Origin of the sequence: Pseudoalteromonas nanhaiensis, assembly GCF_051235485.1 — a bacterium.
In the GTDB taxonomy this organism is placed as follows: domain Bacteria; phylum Pseudomonadota; class Gammaproteobacteria; order Enterobacterales; family Alteromonadaceae; genus Pseudoalteromonas; species Pseudoalteromonas lipolytica_C.
Genome location: NZ_JBPNYQ010000039.1, coordinates 1 through 18,209, shown reverse-complemented (window position 1 = coordinate 18,209; position 18,209 = coordinate 1). Strand labels below are relative to the sequence as shown.

Genomic DNA, 18,209 nt, shown 5'->3' with positions numbered 1-18,209 from the left:
ATTATTGATTGAAAAAGATCAGTTACCTGAATTTAAGTAGGGGCAACTGATCAAAATATATGTGAAAGAGTACTAGTATAAAAGGTGTTATAAAGACCAAGGTTATCACCTGAGCCCACCGCATAGGCGTAAGAGCCATTCGTAGTTGCGCGGTTTGCTTGCACATGTGCATAGTTGCTTGAGGTGGTTTCAGTGCATTGGTAATCACCATTCGGTGTTGAGTCACACGCATCACCCACACCATCAGCATCACTATCTAACTGATCACTATTGGCCACCAGCGGGCAGTTATCTAGGCTATCACTGACACCATCGCTGTCGGAGTCACTCGTTTCACCATTAGGAGTACTGTCACACACATTACCAATCCCGTCATTATCGTTATCGGCTTGATCAGCATTCGCTACATTCGGGCAATTATCTGCGCCATCGAGCACACCGTCGTTATCTGCGTCATTAGTCGGTTCGGTGGTGGTTTTGCATGCCTGCAATGGCCCAGCACAACTTGAATCATCATCAGCAATCCACTGACATTGATTTGTGCCCGCAGAATACTCGCGCATAGTAAAGGCTGCGGTTCCAAACGCTAAATAACAGGCAGAATAACCTTCGCCCCAGCTAATATGGCCTTCGTTGATATGAAGATTGTAATCGCCTGTCACGCCAGCATCGATGACAAAACTAATGCTATCTGTTGATGTCAGCAAAGTATCATCGCTCGCGGTGATCACTGCGGTATTATTGCCACCAGCCAAATTGCATTGCTCAGCAAAGTACTCAAGCCCATTTACTGTAGCCGTCACATCACCATTGCTAAAACTTACCACAACGCTACTTAAGTTTTGATTATCATCAATCACCGTGCCCGTTACTGTAGCGCACTGCCCGTTTACACTTGCCGCAGTATCACTCAGTACCGGTGCTGTAGCCGCAGGTTCTGGCCCTACACGTACCGTAAGATTAGCTTCATCACCTTGTTTCGCTTCGTTATCTGTAGCACTTACACGCACTTCATAAAGACCATCGCTGAGTGCACTTGTCACCCCGCTAAAGGTATTATTCGCATCGACTTGCACGTTCAGTGACTCAATTAAGCTTGCCGCGCCACCAGCTAGGCTATACACGTTAATATCAACATTCGTTACACTGCCTTCTGGGTCGATTGCACTGCCAGTAATGGTGAGCTGGTTATTACTGTCTGTGGCAGTTAAATTACTAATTTCAGGGCCTTCATTACGATCAACTCGTTTATTATTAGCCGCAAAGTACTCACCGAGATAGGTTGCAAAATTAATGCTGTTTGCCGCAACATAATCGCCAGACGCACCTTGCCCGCCCGACCACGAATGATCCAAATTATTAAACCACAGCATAGCAACCCGATTGTCTTGCCAAAGTGACAGCTCAGCGGTACGCGTTGCATCATCACTTATTGTCGTCGTGCCTGAAAGTTGATTAACCCCATAAAGCGCAGCAAAGCCATCTGCGTTTTGCTGGTTATAACAGGTATTGACTGTGGTATCGGCAGTGCCGTGACCTATTGCCGCTATTTGGGTGGCAAAATGATCTTTATAACTACCAGCATAGCTTTCACAGCGGGATACAAAGGTGTTTTCAGACACTGTTTCACAAGTCGAAATTGCCCCACTTGAACTTGTGCCGATGGTCGGCCCGGCGCTTGGTGCAACCCCGGCAAATACATCAGGCGCTACACAAGCCGTTTGTGCAGCCATTGCCGCCCCAGATGATAAACCTGCAATGTACACTTGTTTAGGGTCAATATTTCGCGCCGCATCACCACTTAATGCATTGGCTAAATTAATCAGATTTTTATAATCGCCAGAGCTACGATTGATTGCTCCTTGCCAATATGACCAGCAGCTATAGCCTGCTTTATTCATAGCATCAGGAACGGCTATTACCATGCCATGGGCTTCGGCTGCATCTTCAAGATTCGCTGTTAAGTAGTTATTAATGGGTTGTACGCAGCCATGCAGTACCAGCATCAAAGAATGGCCATTGCCTATGCTTGATTGCGTATCAGGAGTGTAAATATGAACATTATTAAAACCGCCGATGCTGACATTTTGCTGCCAACTCCCTGCAAAACTTGGCTGTGAGAAAATAGCAGCACAGAGCACTGCGAGCGGAGTAAACGAAGCTGATTTTCGTTTACATAATTGTGTTACTTTTTGCATATATCGCCTTTATAGTTGTTATCATTGTTGTCTGTCAGTTGATGACTAACCCAATGTAGTAGAACTATTAAAAAAGCGAACTATAACTATAGTGCTATACAATCATTAAAAAACAACCCAAAAGTAGCGCCACTCAATTTATTGTTATTTTTAAAATTAAAGTCAATTATATTAACAAAGCCAACATAACTCGTTGGCTTTGCTTTTGCTAATGAAGAGCTTAAAAATTAAACCCTACTGATAGCCAATAACGACGACCATCTTCAACATAGCCGTATTCAGCTTCGGTAATTTCTTTATCAAACAAGTTATAAACACCAAATCCTAACTTAATGCTGCGGCTTAAATCGTAGTTACCACCAATATCAGCCAAGGTGTAATCTGGCGCAATTAAGCTGTCTTGCGATGGGCCTGTTGTCGGCTGGCTTTCTTCACCGCGGTAATGTACACGCAACCAGGTGCCTAATTTATCAACCGGGCGCCAATTAACTGAAGTTTGTAAAATATGCTTAGGTAATTGGTTAAGTGGGCTGCCTTTGTATTCACCGGTTTTTTGCTCAGAATCGGTGTAGGTGTAGTTGGCACTGACATCAAGCTCACTGGTAATGTCGTAAGATACTGATAACTCAAAGCCTTGCGTAACGGCTTCATCCACATTGACATAGGTCGTTGGCATTGAACCAAACTGGTTTGGTCCATCAGTACACTGAGTGAGTGGGCACGAAATACGGGTAATTTTATCTTCAAACTCGTTGTAAAATACGGTGCTTGAAAGCGATAAATCACGGCTGGCATCATAGTAGATACCCATTTCGTAGTTTACTGATTTTTCAGGGCTTAAATCTGGGTTACCGTAAATATTACCACCTCGGCTCACTTGCCCCCAGGCCGCGGTAGATTGACGAATATTCGGCGCTCTAAAGCCTGTTGAGATACCGCCTTTCACCGTCAACGAATTAGTTGCTGTATACACACCATATAAACGCGGGCTGAAATGGCCTGAAAAATTACCATCATGGTCATAACGAAGACCGGTAGTGAGTTTAAATTGCTTCGTTGCTGCCCACTCATCTTCTGCAAATACTGACCACTGCTCGTTCTCAACGTGCGTTAAATCACTAATGCGGTTACTGGTATAATCGTCCAGCTCTTCTTTTAAATATGACGCACCAAATGCTGCATTATGATTGGTAAACGGTAAAGTCCAACTTGTTTGCGCATCGGTATTTTCGACGTACATTTCACGAGAGGTATTATCGAATTTATCGTACTTTAAGTAGCTGCGTGATGAGCCAAAATCATAAAAGCCATTATGGCTTAGTGAGTAGCTTTCTTGGTCATATTCTGTGGTTGATGACTCAGGGCAACCATTTCGACCACAACTTTCGCCTTCTGCTAAAGGAGCAACTGTTTTACCTAATGTTTCGTCGAGTTTTTGTTTTGCAGAGCCGACTTCAAGCATGATTTCGTGGTTATCAGAGGGCGTTAAGATAAACTTTGCTTTGATATTGCTTTGCTCTTTACCACGAAAACCGGCTTCAAAATCGTCTTCGTCACGTTTTGAGAACTGACCCGATAACTGCATACCTAATAACTCAGGAATTAAGCCACCCGCAGTAAAGAAACTACCTTGATTAATATCACCCGATTCACTTGATTCTTGAATGGTGCTATCTAAACGTAGTTCGCCGTACCACTTTTCTGGTGTTTTACGGGTTATAATATTTATAACCCCACCAATGGCATCTGAGCCATATAACGACGACATAGGGCCACGAATAACTTCAATTCGATCTATCGCTGAAATAGGCGGAGTCCATGCCCCTTCAATACCTGGGCCATCACTATTTGGTCGTGTTTCACGTGAGGTTTGACGCTGACCATCAATTAAAATCAAAGTATATTGACTTGCCATACCGCGAAGACTGATATCTTTTCTGTCGCCACCACCTGTAACAACCACACCGGGTACGTCAGTCATCGCATCGGTTAGATCACGATAAAAACGTTTTTCAAGTTGTTCACGATCAATAACGCTGATACTGGCTGGCGCCTCTTTTAGCATTTGCTCGTAACCGGAAGCCGATACAACGATGACCTCCATGTCTTGTTTTTTGTCATCAGCGTATGCAAAATGGGAAAGACCTGCTAACACAGCAGCGGTGAGTGGTAAAACAGAAGAAACAACCCTCGTCATAATAATACTCCGTGACTTTTTGTTTATAAATGATAATAATTAGCGTTTGCATACTAATGAGAAGTCCCGATTTTCACAATTTACGATTTCTTAAAACTGAATTAAGAAGGCCTGAACCATGAATTCCAAGCTGATCAAAACATTGCGTGTATTTTCTCGTACTGTTGAAACGGGCAATATGAGCAGTGCAGCGGCAGAGTTATCGATGACCACATCGGCTGTCAGTCAACACATTAAGCAATTAGAACAAGAAATCGGATTGAGCCTATTTAACCGCAGCCCTCGCGAACTCACTTTGACCGAAGCTGGCCACCTGTATTATCAAAGCTGTTTAAAAATGCTAGCACTGGCAGATCAAGCCAGTACGCAGTTACAAAATCTACAAAATAAGCCAAGTGGTGAGCTCAAATTAGTTGCGCCGGTGGGTTTTGGTGGTGGATTGCTAAGCGAACCACTAGATCGCTTAATTAACGAGTTTGATGATTTACGTATTCAGTTAATTTTGACTGATGAGCCAATTGATATGATCAAATGCGGCGCTGACTTAGCGATTGCGATTGGCCCATTAACTGACTCAAATCTCGTTGCTCGTAAGTTAGCAACTTGGCCGTTAAAGTTATGTGCTCATAAAGATCATGCAATTAGCAAACTTGATAAAGCCAGTTGGGATGACCTTGGTAACTTTGCCCGTATTGCACACAGCAATGCCGACAGCAACGCGTTTAACCCATTAACGCTGGCAAGCAAGCCATTACCAAAAGCAAAGATCACCGTAAATAATATGCAAAGCTTAATTAAATTAGTGTGTGATGGTGTTGGCTATGGCGTGCTACCAGAGCCAGAAGTAAGACATTTACTAAAATCGAAAGAGCTGGTTGAAATTGCACCCGAATGGGCAATGCCAAATTACACTGTTTATGCCGTAACACCTGCCAGAGACAGCTTAGCGGCAAAAACAAAAACTGCCATTGATACGTTAAAACTGTGCTTTAACCATGTGTCTAAGCAAGTTGAGTTAGTTGATTAAGACGCTACAAGGATAATACCCATTTGCCGTATTCGGATGGGTATCATCCAAATTAGTATTAACCCAGCGCCAGCCAAACGCCCACACACATCATTAGCGCGCCAGCAATACGGTGTAACCACTTCACATTATCGCCTTTATCTAAAAACAGCCTTAAGCTCTTTCCGCCTGTTGCGTAAATCAACATACAGATAAATTCGCTCAGCATAATAATGCTCACTAATACCGCAAGCTGAGGGGCAACCGCTAAATCAACATTAATAAATGGTGGCAATAAAGAAATCATAAATGCCCACCCTTTTGGGTTTGCAATGGCAGTGATATAACCCTGCGAAAATAATTGCCCACGACCAATTTGTTGCTGTGTATCATCGTTAGGTTTAAAGCTGGTTTTAGCGCGCCACATATTAACACCTAGGTAAATTAAGTACGCGCCACCTAGGTATTTTAAAAAGGCAAATAAGTCAGGGTAATTAAGCATAATACTGGCAACCCCAATCACCGCAGCAATGGCTACCGTGGCAACGCCTAACACCTCGCCTACCATCATCCAAAGCGTACGTCTAACGCCCACACTCATCCCTAACGTCATGGCGAGCGTCATACACATACCAGGTGTAATAGAAACAAAGAAAAAGGTCGGAATAAAAACCGCGAGTACTGCTAAATCGAGCATAAATGCAATCACATGTTTATTGCTTAAAAAGAGAAAGCGATTAAATCACATTCACTTAAATAAGCAAACAAACACGCGATTGCTAACAGGCTTATAAAAACATACCGCCCGATGCTTCAATGCGTTGCCCGGTCACCCATCGGTTTTCATCACCGAGTAATTGCGCAATCATAGGGCCAATATCATCAGCTTGGCCAACGCGTCCCATAGCTGTAAATGAACTGACCAATTGAGCTACATGCTCATTATCACGGACAGCACCACCGCCAAAATCAGTGGCAATTGCACCAGGTGCGACGACATTCACGGCAATATTGCTTGCAGCAAGTTCTTTTGCCATGTATTTGGTCAATACCTCAACGGCACCTTTCATGGTGGCGTAGGCCGCTTTTCCTGGTAATGCAAAACGTGTCAGCCCTGAAGATAAGTTAATAATACGCCCGCCATCATTGATCATCTCATGCAATGTTTGCGTTAAGAAAAACACACCTTTTACATGTACATTCATCAAATTATCAAACATAGCTTCGCTGGTATCAGCAAATGCACTGTCACTGCCATGGCCTGCGTTATTAATTAAATAATCAAATCGAGATGTTTGCCATTGTGTTGTTAAGGTACTTTCAAGTGTTTGTTTGAATTCAGCAAAACCTAATATATCGCTCACATCAAGTTGAATGGCGACGGCTTTTGCCCCCAGTGCAGCTACTTCTTCTACAACCTGCTGTGCTTCATCTTTATGGCTTCTGTAAGTAAATACGCAATCAATGTTCTTACGTGCCAAACTTAAAACAGTATTTTTACCTAAACCGCGATTACCACCTGTGATCACTGCAATTTTGTTGCTCATCGTGTTTACCCTTTTGCTTTGAAGTAATTGTGAGCAACCAGTATATTTACACTGCAAATTCAGATAAACCATGTAAAATTGAATTAACTGTTCGCAAATAACAAACAATCATGAATGAACTAAATGCCATGAAAACCTTTGTTCAGGTTGCAGAGCTAAAAAGCTTTTCAGCTGCAGCACTTGCGTTGAGCATGCCTAAATCATCCGTCTCGCAGTTGGTCAAACAACTCGAAGATACGTTAGGTGCTCGGCTTTTAAACCGCACAACAAGGCGAGTTACGCTGACCAACGAAGGCACGGTTTTTTATCAACGCTGTAAAGATATGCTTGCTGATATAGACGAACTACAAACCCTATTTCATAAAAAAGACGAAGCGTTATCAGGGCGTCTTAGAGTAGATATGCCACAGCCAATTAGCAGACGTTTAGTGCTGCCGAATCTAGACAGCTTTTTATCTGCACACCCGCAATTAGAGATTGAACTGAGTAGTTCAGATAGACGAGTTAACCTAATTGAAGAAGGCTTTGATTGCGTAGTGCGAGTCGGTCAATTAGAAGACTCATCGCTGATTGCGAAAAGAATTGGCCACTGCCCGATGATTAACTGTGTAAGCCCAGGTTATATTAAAAACTATGGCAACATCACAAAACTTAGCGATTTAGCCGAGCACTACATTGTTCGCTATAGCCAAACACTCGGTCGACTTGACCCCGGCTTCGAATACCAAGATACACAAGGCGATTGGCAAACCCTCACCATGAAATCACAGCTCACAGTCAACAATACTGATGCTTATAAAGCAGCGTGTTTAGCAGGGCTTGGCCTTATTCAAGTGCCTCGTCATGGGGTTCTCGACGAGCTCAGCCGTGGTGAACTTATCCAAGTTTTACCTGACTATAATTTGCCGCCCATGCCTATGAACATAGTCTACCCAAATCGACGTCATTTACCAAGGCGCACCCGAGTGTTTATTGATTGGTTAAGCGAGCAATTAAAACCGATTATCAAACAAAAATGATAAGCGTTCATCAGCTTTAGATGGCGTTAACTCAATGATTTCAGATTTAACTACATTTTCGATTACAAAAGGATCTTCAGCTATAATTTCTTCGATCTCCTGTTTTGAAACATCGACTGCAATAATGCCGCCGCCTGCGTTAGGCTGCAAGCTTCCAGATAATACAAAAATACCTTTATCAAAGCCTGTCTGAAGCCACTTTTTATGGCCTTCCATGAAATCTTTAGCTTGAGACTTATTATCAGAAAACGTTAGTTGAATTATAAACATTTCATTATTCCTTTAATGTATTAGTGAACTCACTTTCAAATTGCTGTAGCAATTTTAAACAAAAGCTGAAAATTAAAAAATAAAATTAGAAGCTTAAACCACGTTCGTGTAAAAATGGCGGTTTATTATTGACTCAATTCAACCAATCCAATGAGTGTTTTTTACTCTTCATTCTGCTTTTGTGTTATAAGAAACAAAGCACTGAAACCTATAGAAAATTCCAATATAAAATATAAAATTAATAGCCAGTGGGGCAACCCGTCTAACATGAAGCTTAATAACCTACCCATTGCTAAACCAAGCATAAATATAGATAACGCGATTAATGCAATACGACGATACGATGCTCTTACAACCCCTAAAAGCCAGAACGCCAAATTAAATATGTACAAAAACATGACAGCTCTAAAAATATGATTGCCATTAACATTGTTTATATCTAGCTCAAACAGGTAATTTAGACTTAGCTCAGGATTTACTCCATAAGAAAGAGCTATAGGAATTAAGCCAAAAGACGCAATAAGAAGTAAGGCACAACTTTTATCTATTTTCATCTTTACCATTGGTCAAATCTCTTAGTATGAAAATTTAGTTCCGGCCGATACTCACCCCACAACCAGCATCAAAAACCATATACATGACTGATAACTAGAACATCATTTATCCTAGAGTTGGTAAACTGCTTGTTTCACCATTCAGTCTAAATCTACTACCACTTGACGGACTTAGTAAGAATATTTTAATTAATATTGGTTAAATCAGAAAAATCTTACATTCTCATGCTTATGATCATTTGCCAGTTTTTAAATATAAATCGATAAAAGAATATGCAAGTAGCCAATACAAAAATCCCCGCTTAAAGGGCGGGGATTTTTAATATAAGTAACTAAATAATTACTGAGTGTCACCTTCAACGGCAACTGGCTCTTCGGGTTTTTCGTCACTTAATAAGTATTTATCTAACCACTGTTCTTGCTCCCAAAGCACATGTAGCAGGCTCTTACGAGCGCGATAGCCATGCGCCTCATAAGGTAACATCACTAAACGAGCCTCTTTTCCTAGGCCTTTTAATGCAGCGTACATACGCTCGCTTTGCATTGGGAAGGTACCCGAATTTGGATCTTCTTGACCGTGGATCATCAGCATAGGCTCATTGATTTTCTCAGCATGGAAAAACGGTGACATCGCCGCGTACACATCTTGTGCTTGCCAAAAATCACGCTCTTCACCTTGGAAACCAAATGGCGTTAGGGTACGGTTGTAAGCACCACTGCGTGCAATACCTGTTTTGAATAAATCGCTATGCGCTAATAAATTCGCCACCATAAAGGCACCATACGAGTGACCGGCAATGGCTATTTTGTCTTTATCTGCCACACCTTTTTCTACAAGTACATCTACCGCAGCTTTAGCACTTGCCACCAGCTGCTTACGGAATAAGTCGTTTGGCTCTTTACCGTCAACTCCCACAATTGGCATTTTCGGGTCGTCAAATACGGCAATACCTTTTGCAAGATAAGGCATTGGACCCCAATAACCGATGTAGGTAAATTCATACGGCGATTCGCGCATTTGTGACGCAACAGCTTTATCTTTATATTCAAGTGGATAAGCCCACATTAGAACTGGTAACGAGCCTTGAGTTGCATCATAACCCGGCGGCAAATAAAGCGTACCACTTAGCTCAACGCCATCGTCACGTTTGTATCGAATTAACTCTTTAGTCACTCCTTTAAATTCTGGGTAAGGGTGCTCAAAGGTCGTAAGTTGAGTGAGGGTTTTATCGTCTAAGTCGCGAATAAAGAAGTTAGGCTGCTCAGTTTTAGATTCACGAATGGTAATTAAACGTTCGCCTTCGTCATCAAGCATTGCACGCACACGCTCATAGTATGGCGCTTCTGACTGCCAAACGCGTGTTGTGGTATTGGTTTTTACATCATAACGGTCTAAAAACGGAATATTGCCTTGTTCAGATGCACCGTTACCGCGTAAGAAAAGGTAACGACCGCCAACCACTTTTAATACATCAGCACCTAAGTCATTCTTTTCATAAATTGGATAGCCGGGATCTTTGTAGGCATCGTTATAGCTACGCTCAGAAAATAGCACGCGGTTTTTATCTGCATTACGCGGTTGAATAACAAAAACTCGTTTTTGTCGGTCGCTAAAGCGCCACTCAGATAACAAGGCTACATTGCCATTGCCCCAAGCAATTGAGTCAAAACGGCGTTCAACTTTGGCAAATAACTTAGCATCGCGTTTAAAAGGGGCTTTTAAACTATAAAGATGATCGTGATAAGGCACGTCGTTTTTCATATCACCGCCGTCTTGGGCCTCAGCCCAAATAACCTCAGCCCCTTGATCTGCTCGCCATTGAAAATCACGGCGACCAGTACGCACACTGTCATAACCTTGTGGAATGTTATCTGCTAAAGGCTGTTTTGCGAGCTCAGCTAAAGTATAACCACGCATGCCCCAAATTTGCCATGTAGCAGCAAAACGACTGAAAGGTACTTGATATGAAAAAGGCTCATCAATCATACCAACCAAAATGTTGGTTGAATCAGGCGAGACCGAAAACGCTTTAATTAACCCAGGTTGACCAATCGGTTGGCCCTGACCACTGAGCGGAATATAAGTTAATTGGCTTTGTGCGTAAAACTTAAATAGGGCTTCATCAAATGGGCTGGTTAATAAGTTTTGATAAGTTCTCGCTGGTGCTTTCTCACCACTACTTTGTTGAATAACAGGCATCACTTGCGTGCTATCGTTTGTTAAGCGAGCTTTACCAATATTAACCGCTGCATTAGCAACAATGGCGCTGCTATCTGGTAGCCAAGTATAAGGTGTGCTGGTTAAAACCGAATTAAGCGAGGTGTCACTTAACTGACGGGCTTGTTTAGTACTAACATTATAAACCCATAAATTAGCACTGGATGCTTGCTCAACCACAAACGCTAAGTACTGACTGTCACTTGACCAACTTGGTGAGCGTAAAATGCCATTTGGCAAACCCGATACAACAATTTCAGAGCCGGTTTCAACATGCTTAAGCACTAAAGATGTAAACTTATTACGTACCCGAGAGCGCGAAAAATTAGCAGGGTTAAGCTTAATACCCGCAAGTTTTAACTCTTCTTTAGCCAAGTCTTGTAGTGTATCAATGCGTTTTCTATCAAATAACGCCAGCCACTGACCATCATTTGATAAATAACTACTCGGCGCAAGCTTAGCGTCAACCACAGCAGCTAGCGCTGGCGATGGAGTTTGATAACCTTGATTAGCAAAACTGGGTGTGCAAACAGCTGCGCCAATGACTAGCGCAAAAAGCAATTTAAATGCTTTCATGTTCGTTCCTTTTTCGTTTTTATTTTCGATTATGTAAACAAGTAGAACATGTTTGCAGCATTTCATAAAGAGTTTCGGCTCTTTTGGCAGCCAATCAGTGACTTAAACACCTACTTTAAGCTAAAATAGACACACGCTATTCACCACTTTTGCTAATAAAAATGAAAAAATCGACAGGCAAAGTCACTATCTGGGATGTTGCTGAACAGGCACAGGTTTCAAAATCAACCGTGTCTTTGGTCCTTACCAACAGTGATAAGGTCAGTAAAAAGAGTAAAGAAAAAGTGCTGGCAGCCATTGATAAGCTAGGCTATGTGTATAACCGTGATGCAGCAGCGCTTCGCAGTAAACGATCAAACCTAGTCGCGTTGGTTATAAATGATTTAACCAACCCCTACTCAGCTCAACTTGCTGTTGGCCTCGAAAAACACATTTTTGAGCTTGGTATGTTGCCGATGCTGGTAAATATTGCAGAGTGCGTAGAAAGACAAACCCAAGTGGTGAAAACCTTAAAAGAATATAATGTAGCAGCATTTATTATGTGTCCGGCTCCGGGCACACAGCAGCAGTGGCAAGATGATCTCATAAATAGTGGTTTTCCGGTTATTAATATCATGCGCGAAATTCCATTTTCAGCAGCGCCATGTATTTTGCCTGATAACAAGAAAGGCACACACATTTCAACCAGTCATATTTTATCGCAAGGCATTGAAGATATAGCCTTTTTAGGTGGCACCGCAGAAATATCTGATTACCATGAACGTTTAAGTGGTTTTTTATCTGCGCTGGAGCAATTTAATATCACTGACGAAAAACCTGTTATTCAAGCGCCGACCAATCGCCAAGGTGGTCGAGAAGCCTTTAATACCCTTATAAAGCAAGCTCCAAATACCAAAGCCATTGTCTGTTTTAATGATGTTATTGCCTACGGCGCGATTGAAGCAATGCGTCAACACGGTCTCGAGCCGGGTAAAGATATCAAAGTTATTGGCTTTGATGACTTAGAAGATTCACGCTTAATGCTGCCTTCTCTTTCGACCATCGCTATTAATGCCGACGAGATCGGTAAACGCACCTGTCAGGTGTTAAAAGAACTATTAGATAAATCAACACCCCCAGTTCGCACCTTGGTGGATGTTAACTTAAAAATACGAGACTCAAGTCAATGAAAAAAGTGTTAGTGATCGGCTATGTTTGGCCTGAGCCTAATTCGTCTGCAGCCGGCACCCACATGATGTCACTCCTACGCGCCTTTCGTGCAGAAAATTGGCAAGTTGAATTTGCAAGCCCAGCGCAAAAAACCGAACATATGGTAGATCTCAGCGAAGATGGCATCACCACGCAGGTAATTGCATTAAACTGCTCAAGCTTTGATGAGTACGTGCAAGCGTATAATCCTGATATTGTGATGTTTGATCGCTTTATGATGGAAGAGCAATTTGGCTGGCGAGTCGATAAATACTGCCCTAACGCACTTAAAATTCTTGATACCGAAGATTTACAGTGCCTCAGAAATGCACGCCACGAAGCTCACAAAGCAGGCCGAGAATTCAGCCATAGCGATTTACACAGTGATATTGCAAAGCGAGAAATCGCCGCTATTTTACGCTCAGACATCAGCTTAATTATCTCGCACTACGAGATGCAGCTACTCAATGACGTTTTCAAAGTTGATAGCGCCCTACTTCACCACTTACCATTTTTGGTTGATTTGCAGCATATTCCTACCAGCACCAAAGCATTTGCAGAGCGTAAACACTTTATGACCATAGGTAATTTTCGTCATGCGCCAAACTGGGATGCTGTTTTGTACTTACAACAAATTTGGCCGCTGATCCGCAAACAATTGCCCGATGCCGAACTTCACATTTATGGCTCTTACCCGCCACCAAAGGCAACAGCGCTGAACAATCCAAAAACCGGTTTCTTAATAAAAGGCTGGGCTGTTGATGCCTACAAAGTCATGGAAGATGCACGCGTGTGTTTGTCTCCACTGCGTTTTGGTGCAGGTATTAAAGGCAAGTTACTCGAAGCAATGATCATGCAAACACCAAGCGTAACAACTCCGGTTGGCAGTGAAGGCATGCATCAAAACGAGCCGTGGTCAGGTGCAATATGTGAAGATGCACAGCAATTTGCTGATGCAGCAGTGGCACTTTATCAAGATGAAGCGTTATTTACTCAGGCACAGCAAAATGGCCAGCTGTTATTGCAAAAATATTATGATAAATCAAAACTTCAGTCGCAGTTAATCGCTAAAATCACCGCCATTAGTGAGTCATTAGCACAGCATAGACAGCAAAATTTTACCGGCCAAATGCTCAAACATCACACCATGCGATCTACCCAATATATGGCGCAATGGATTGAAGCTAAAAATAAGTGATTTTGCTGTAAATAACACTAGACATAGCGGCTTTTGTCGCTAAAATCGCGCTGGTCAATTTAAGCGATATTGTCTTACGACTAGACTATATCTTATTGAATTTTGGTCTATCCTTAACTGAACAATTTAACCTTTGGTTCAAAACGCCTTTGAAAACCGCAACGTTTACTGAAAAACGAAAATTTATCGTGAAGCTTGGCAAAATGCTTCATAAATACGGTACACCTGCTTACCGACTAGAAGCGCACTTAATGGAAGTTGCGACTTACCTCGGCTTAAAATCATCTTTTGTTATGTCGCCAACATCAGTGACCTTTGTTATTTGGACAGATGGTCACGAAGAAGAGTATACCCATGTTGCGCGTGTTGATCCGGGCGATCACGACTTAGGCTCGCTGGCAGATACCGATGATTTAGTAAACAAAATGCTTAACGGCGAGCTAACGCTACAAGAGGTCGATAAACAACTCGACATCATTTACAACCTGCCAAACCCGTATAATAAATTTATGACCGGCGTTGCTTTTGCAACCTCTGGCGGTGCATTTGCCATGTTAATGGGTACCGGTTGGAATGATGTGTTTTGGTCAGCACTGATCACCTTAGTGGTGTACTTATTTGTGCTTTGGTCGACACGCTCAAAACGCGTCGCGCATATGCTTGAGCCTTTAGTGGCCATTGTTTCTGCAATTATCGCGTGTGCAGTCAGTGTTTACCTAGACGCCGAAATAAACATACGATTGGTGGTGCTATCAGCCATCATTGTGTTTATACCCGGCTTAGCATTAGCCCTTGGATTAGCTGAGCTTGCAGCACGGCACTTGGTGTCTGGTACAGCACGGGTGATGGACTCATTCATGCTGCTGTTTAAGCTGTATTTTGGTGCTTTTATTGGTATTGGAATTGGTTTCGCTATGTTTGGTCAAGCAGACTACGTGCAACCAGATCCTTTACCAAAATGGACAGCATGGCTTGCTATATTCATGCTATGTAGCAGCCTAATCGTGATTTTTAGAACCAAACTAAAGCATGCGGGTTGGTCTATTGCGTCTGGCTTTATCGCCTATGGCACAAGCATTGGATCTGCCATGTATCTAGACTACACACTTGGCACATTTGTTGGCGCTTTATCTGTAGGGGTTTTTAGTAACTTGTTTAACCGTGTTGCTAATGCACCTGCCTCCATTGTTGCTATGCAAGGTTTAATCGTATTAGTACCGGGGAGTAAAACCTATATTGGTTTGAACTCATTAATTGAAGGTCAAGATTTCGTCTATGCAGAGCATATTGGCCAACAAACCTTCTTGATATTTATGTCATTAGTGGCGGGGCTTATTTTTGCTAACGTCGCGCTTCCACCGAAGAAAAGTCTATAATCTACTAAGCCCGAGTTTATCGGGCTTTTTTACACCCTCGTTTTAATAAGCCGACTTTGCTTATCAGTAACAAACTGATATAACTCATAAGTGCATGTGGTAAAAATAAAAAAGGATTTATTTAGTGATAAGATTGGCTTGGCTGCTATGCAGCTTGTTCGCATTTAGTGTGTTTGCAGAATCCCAGTGTGTTAACTGTCATCAGAGCCAAGTTGAAGACTGGCAAACATCCCATCATTTTCATGCTATGGAAAAAGCCACTCCCACTTCGGTGCTTGGTAATTTCAATGATCAAACTCTAGACTACCAAGGCCAACCAGCGCGCTTTTATCAACAAGACCAACAACTTTTTATAAGCATGCCAAACCTTGATGGCAAGCTAACTGATTACCCGGTTTTATACACATTTGGCTATGAGCCATTGCAGCAATACATGTTTGATATGGGCCAAGGTCACATTCAGCTGTTTCCATTTGCATGGGACTCGCGCAGTAAAGCACAAGGCGGTCAGCGCTGGTTTGTATTGCATCCTGAGCAGAAACAGCATGACCTATTTCATTGGTCGCAAAAAGGCCAAAACTGGAATCACATGTGTGCCGATTGCCACTCAACTGATTTAAAAAAGCAATTTGACCTTAAAACGAATAGCTTTGATTCAACTTATTCAAGCATTAACGTGAGCTGTAAAGCGTGTCATGGCGATCCACAAGCTCATTTAAAATGGGCTGATGGCGATAGCAGTATTGCCGATAAGGGCTTTACCCATAATATTAAAAAGCAAACTCCGCTTTTTACCCAAAAAGCCGATGGCAGTATGCAAAGCGTGCAGCCACTAGTAAAAAGCGAGCAAGTGCAAGTGTGTGCAACCTGTCATGCTCGCCGCTCACAGCTTGATGACCGCAAAGACCCACATAGCTTTTTACAAAGCTTTCAAGGCTCATTACTCACTCCTGAGCTTTATCACGTTGATGGTCAAGTGTGGGATGAAGACTATGTTTGGGGTTCATTTTTACAAAGTAAAATGTTCAATGCCGGGGTAACATGTAGTAACTGTCATAACCCTCATTCGGGTAAATTAAAGCTACCGGGCAATCAAACCTGTACGCAATGTCATAGCCAAGAGGTGTTCGATACGCCGAAACATCACGGTCATAAAGTGGCAAGTGAAGGTAGCCAATGTGTTGATTGTCATATGCCTGCCAACACCTATATGCAAGTTGATGCAAGGCGCGACCACAGCTTTCGGGTACCACGCCCAGATTTAACATTAAAAACAAATGCTCCAAATGCCTGTAATAGCTGCCATGAAGACAAGACGCCGCAGTGGGCGGTTAGCAAAATAAAAGACTGGCATCCAAATTCAAAACACCTTGGCACTGCGCATTTTTCTGAGGCGTTTTATGCCGCCGATAACCGTTTACCAAATGCCTCAACCATGCTGACCAAAATCGTGCAAGATAAAGGCTTTCCTGACATTATTCGCGCTTCAGCATTAAGCCGTTTAGCCGCAAGCCCAGATAACAACGCTGTCGTTGCGATTGCTCGCTCAGTAAAAGACAGCGAGCCATTAAAACGCCAAGCAGCTATTGAAGCGGCCATGCCATTTGATATCAATCAGCGCTGGCGCTTATTAAACCCGCTTTTAGATGATGAGCATTTACCAATCAGAGCTGAAGCAGCAAGAGCTCTGGCGGCCATGTTAACTCAGCCGTTCCCAGCAGGCCTCAATGAGCAAGACACTAAGCGCTTAAATTCAGCGCTCGATGAGTACAAAGATATTCAACAATACCAAGCAGAGCGCGGCTACTCGCATACTAATTTAGGGAATCTGGCGCTCACATTACAAAAGCCAGAACAAGCCAAAGCATATTATTTACAATCCATCAGTATTGAACCTATTTTTGCTCCCGCTTATGTAAATTTAGCTGATTTATATCGCAACCAAGGCGATGAAAAAGCAGCGCAAGCTATCTTAAAACAAGGCTTAGACGTTAACGCAGAAAGCGGCGATATTCATTATGCCCTGGCAATGAGCCTTATTCGCACAAAACAAAAAGACACAGCTCTTACTCATTTACAAAAAGCAGCGCAGTTTGCGCAAGAGAATGCCAACTATCAGTTTACCTACGCGCTACTATTACAAGATTTAGGCAATATGCCAGCTGCAATATCAGCCCTTGAGCGCGCTTTTAATCTAACACCGAATAACCCAGATATCAGCTACAGTTTGGCGCAGTGGTATGTGGCAGAAGAAAACTACAACCAAGCGCTGTTTTATGCCAGAAACCTAGCCCGCTTGGTACCGGGTAACCAGCAAATTGAGCAGTTTGTGAAACAGCTCGAAATGATGAATAGTATTAATCATTAAAAAGGGCCAAGTAGGCCCTTTTCAACTTAACTTATGGTTAATAATTAATGACCATAGTTTAGTGATTTTGCTTTTTCGATTGCTTCATTCACGTTAAGAGACGCTGACTCTTGACGCGGTGGGAACTCTACAAAAGATTGTACATGTTCGTTTAACTTAGCAATGATTGGCTGTAGCAACCAGCTCTTACGCATGATTTGATGGAAACCTGTTACTCCATCATAGTGCTCTAATGGATCTTTACGTAAGTTAAATAGTTTAGGCATGCTATGAGTTACCATGTCTTCGTAATATAAGCCATTTGGTTTAGTCGCAAAATGCATTTTCCATGGGCCAAAACGAACTGCTGTAAGCTGAGACTCATAGTAATAGAAGAAATAATTACGCGCAGACTTATCAGCCTTACCTGTCCAATAAGCTAGTACTTCATCACACAAGTTCTGACTAGTTGAGGGCACCATAAGCCCTCTCAAGTTTTTCACGAGCTGATTCAA

General features: G+C 42.5%; 13 protein-coding genes and 1 pseudogene. 6 read left to right on the top strand and 8 right to left on the bottom strand.

Annotated features, from left to right (window positions below; genetic code table 11):
• Positions 1-50: 50 nt before the first annotated feature.
• Both ACSFVZ_RS19910 and ACSFVZ_RS19905 read right to left on the bottom strand, forming a co-directional pair.
• Entirely contained in the window at positions 51-2,198 is a 2,148-nt protein-coding gene (locus ACSFVZ_RS19910) for an extracellular catalytic domain type 1 short-chain-length polyhydroxyalkanoate depolymerase (protein WP_435559480.1), read from the bottom strand.
• A 220-nt stretch (positions 2,199-2,418) separates the two neighbouring features.
• A complete protein-coding gene (locus tag ACSFVZ_RS19905) occupies positions 2,419-4,395 on the bottom strand; it encodes a ligand-gated channel protein (RefSeq protein ID WP_435559479.1) in 1,977 nt (658 codons plus the stop codon).
• 118 nt (positions 4,396-4,513) lie between these two features.
• Between ACSFVZ_RS19905 and ACSFVZ_RS19900 the strand changes: the two genes are divergently transcribed.
• The gene (locus tag ACSFVZ_RS19900; RefSeq protein WP_421966702.1) at positions 4,514-5,422 is read left to right on the top strand and encodes a LysR family transcriptional regulator; all 909 of its coding nucleotides are present in this window, start codon (positions 4,514-4,516) and stop codon (positions 5,420-5,422) included.
• Positions 5,423-5,480: 58 nt separating this feature from the next.
• Here ACSFVZ_RS19900 and ACSFVZ_RS19895 read toward each other — a convergent pair whose 3' ends face one another.
• Both ACSFVZ_RS19895 and ACSFVZ_RS19890 read right to left on the bottom strand, forming a co-directional pair.
• A complete protein-coding gene (locus ACSFVZ_RS19895; protein WP_435559481.1) occupies positions 5,481-6,098 on the bottom strand; it encodes a LysE family translocator in 618 nt (205 codons plus the stop codon).
• A gap of 91 nt (positions 6,099-6,189) precedes the next feature.
• Positions 6,190-6,948, bottom strand: a complete 759-nt coding sequence (locus ACSFVZ_RS19890; RefSeq protein WP_435559478.1) for an SDR family NAD(P)-dependent oxidoreductase — start codon at positions 6,946-6,948, stop codon at positions 6,190-6,192.
• A 110-nt stretch (positions 6,949-7,058) separates the two neighbouring features.
• Here ACSFVZ_RS19890 and ACSFVZ_RS19885 point away from each other — a divergent pair, with 110 nt between their 5' ends.
• Positions 7,059-7,967: a LysR family transcriptional regulator gene (locus ACSFVZ_RS19885; RefSeq protein WP_435559477.1), complete on the top strand. Its 909-nt coding sequence runs from the start codon at positions 7,059-7,061 to the stop codon at positions 7,965-7,967.
• On the opposite strand, the gene ACSFVZ_RS19880 is transcribed toward ACSFVZ_RS19885, so the two are convergent.
• The 3 genes from ACSFVZ_RS19880 to ACSFVZ_RS19870 form a co-directional block, all read right to left on the bottom strand.
• Positions 7,941-8,237: a YciI family protein gene (locus tag ACSFVZ_RS19880; protein ID WP_135926891.1), complete on the bottom strand. Its 297-nt coding sequence runs from the start codon at positions 8,235-8,237 to the stop codon at positions 7,941-7,943. The genes ACSFVZ_RS19885 and ACSFVZ_RS19880 overlap by 27 nt on opposite strands.
• A gap of 161 nt (positions 8,238-8,398) precedes the next feature.
• A complete protein-coding gene (locus tag ACSFVZ_RS19875) occupies positions 8,399-8,791 on the bottom strand; it encodes a DUF4345 domain-containing protein (RefSeq protein WP_135926890.1) in 393 nt (130 codons plus the stop codon).
• Between the two features lie 340 nt (positions 8,792-9,131).
• Positions 9,132-11,585: a S9 family peptidase gene (locus ACSFVZ_RS19870; RefSeq protein WP_435559476.1), complete on the bottom strand. Its 2,454-nt coding sequence runs from the start codon at positions 11,583-11,585 to the stop codon at positions 9,132-9,134.
• 161 nt (positions 11,586-11,746) lie between these two features.
• Between ACSFVZ_RS19870 and ACSFVZ_RS19865 the strand changes: the two genes are divergently transcribed.
• The 4 genes from ACSFVZ_RS19865 to ACSFVZ_RS19850 all read left to right on the top strand — a co-directional run bounded on the left by ACSFVZ_RS19865 (position 11,747) and on the right by ACSFVZ_RS19850 (position 17,715).
• Positions 11,747-12,754 (top strand): LacI family DNA-binding transcriptional regulator, encoded by a 1,008-nt coding sequence (locus ACSFVZ_RS19865; RefSeq protein ID WP_138557797.1) that lies wholly within the window; start codon positions 11,747-11,749, stop codon positions 12,752-12,754.
• Complete coding sequence (locus tag ACSFVZ_RS19860; protein WP_435559475.1) at positions 12,751-13,971, top strand: glycosyltransferase; 1,221 nt, start codon at positions 12,751-12,753, stop codon at positions 13,969-13,971. The genes ACSFVZ_RS19865 and ACSFVZ_RS19860 overlap by 4 nt, the downstream gene beginning before the upstream one ends.
• Positions 13,972-14,120: 149 nt before the next feature.
• Complete coding sequence (locus ACSFVZ_RS19855; RefSeq protein WP_235382676.1) at positions 14,121-15,347, top strand: threonine/serine exporter family protein; 1,227 nt, start codon at positions 14,121-14,123, stop codon at positions 15,345-15,347.
• A gap of 124 nt (positions 15,348-15,471) precedes the next feature.
• Positions 15,472-17,715 carry a CDC27 family protein gene (locus tag ACSFVZ_RS19850; RefSeq protein ID WP_435559474.1) on the top strand — a complete coding sequence of 748 codons (2,244 nt, stop codon included), beginning with the start codon at positions 15,472-15,474 and terminating at the stop codon, positions 17,713-17,715.
• Positions 17,716-17,759: 44 nt separating this feature from the next.
• On the opposite strand, the pseudogene ACSFVZ_RS19845 reads toward ACSFVZ_RS19850, so the two are convergent.
• Positions 17,760-18,209 (bottom strand): annotated as a pseudogene (locus ACSFVZ_RS19845) (arylsulfatase); the annotation flags it as partial.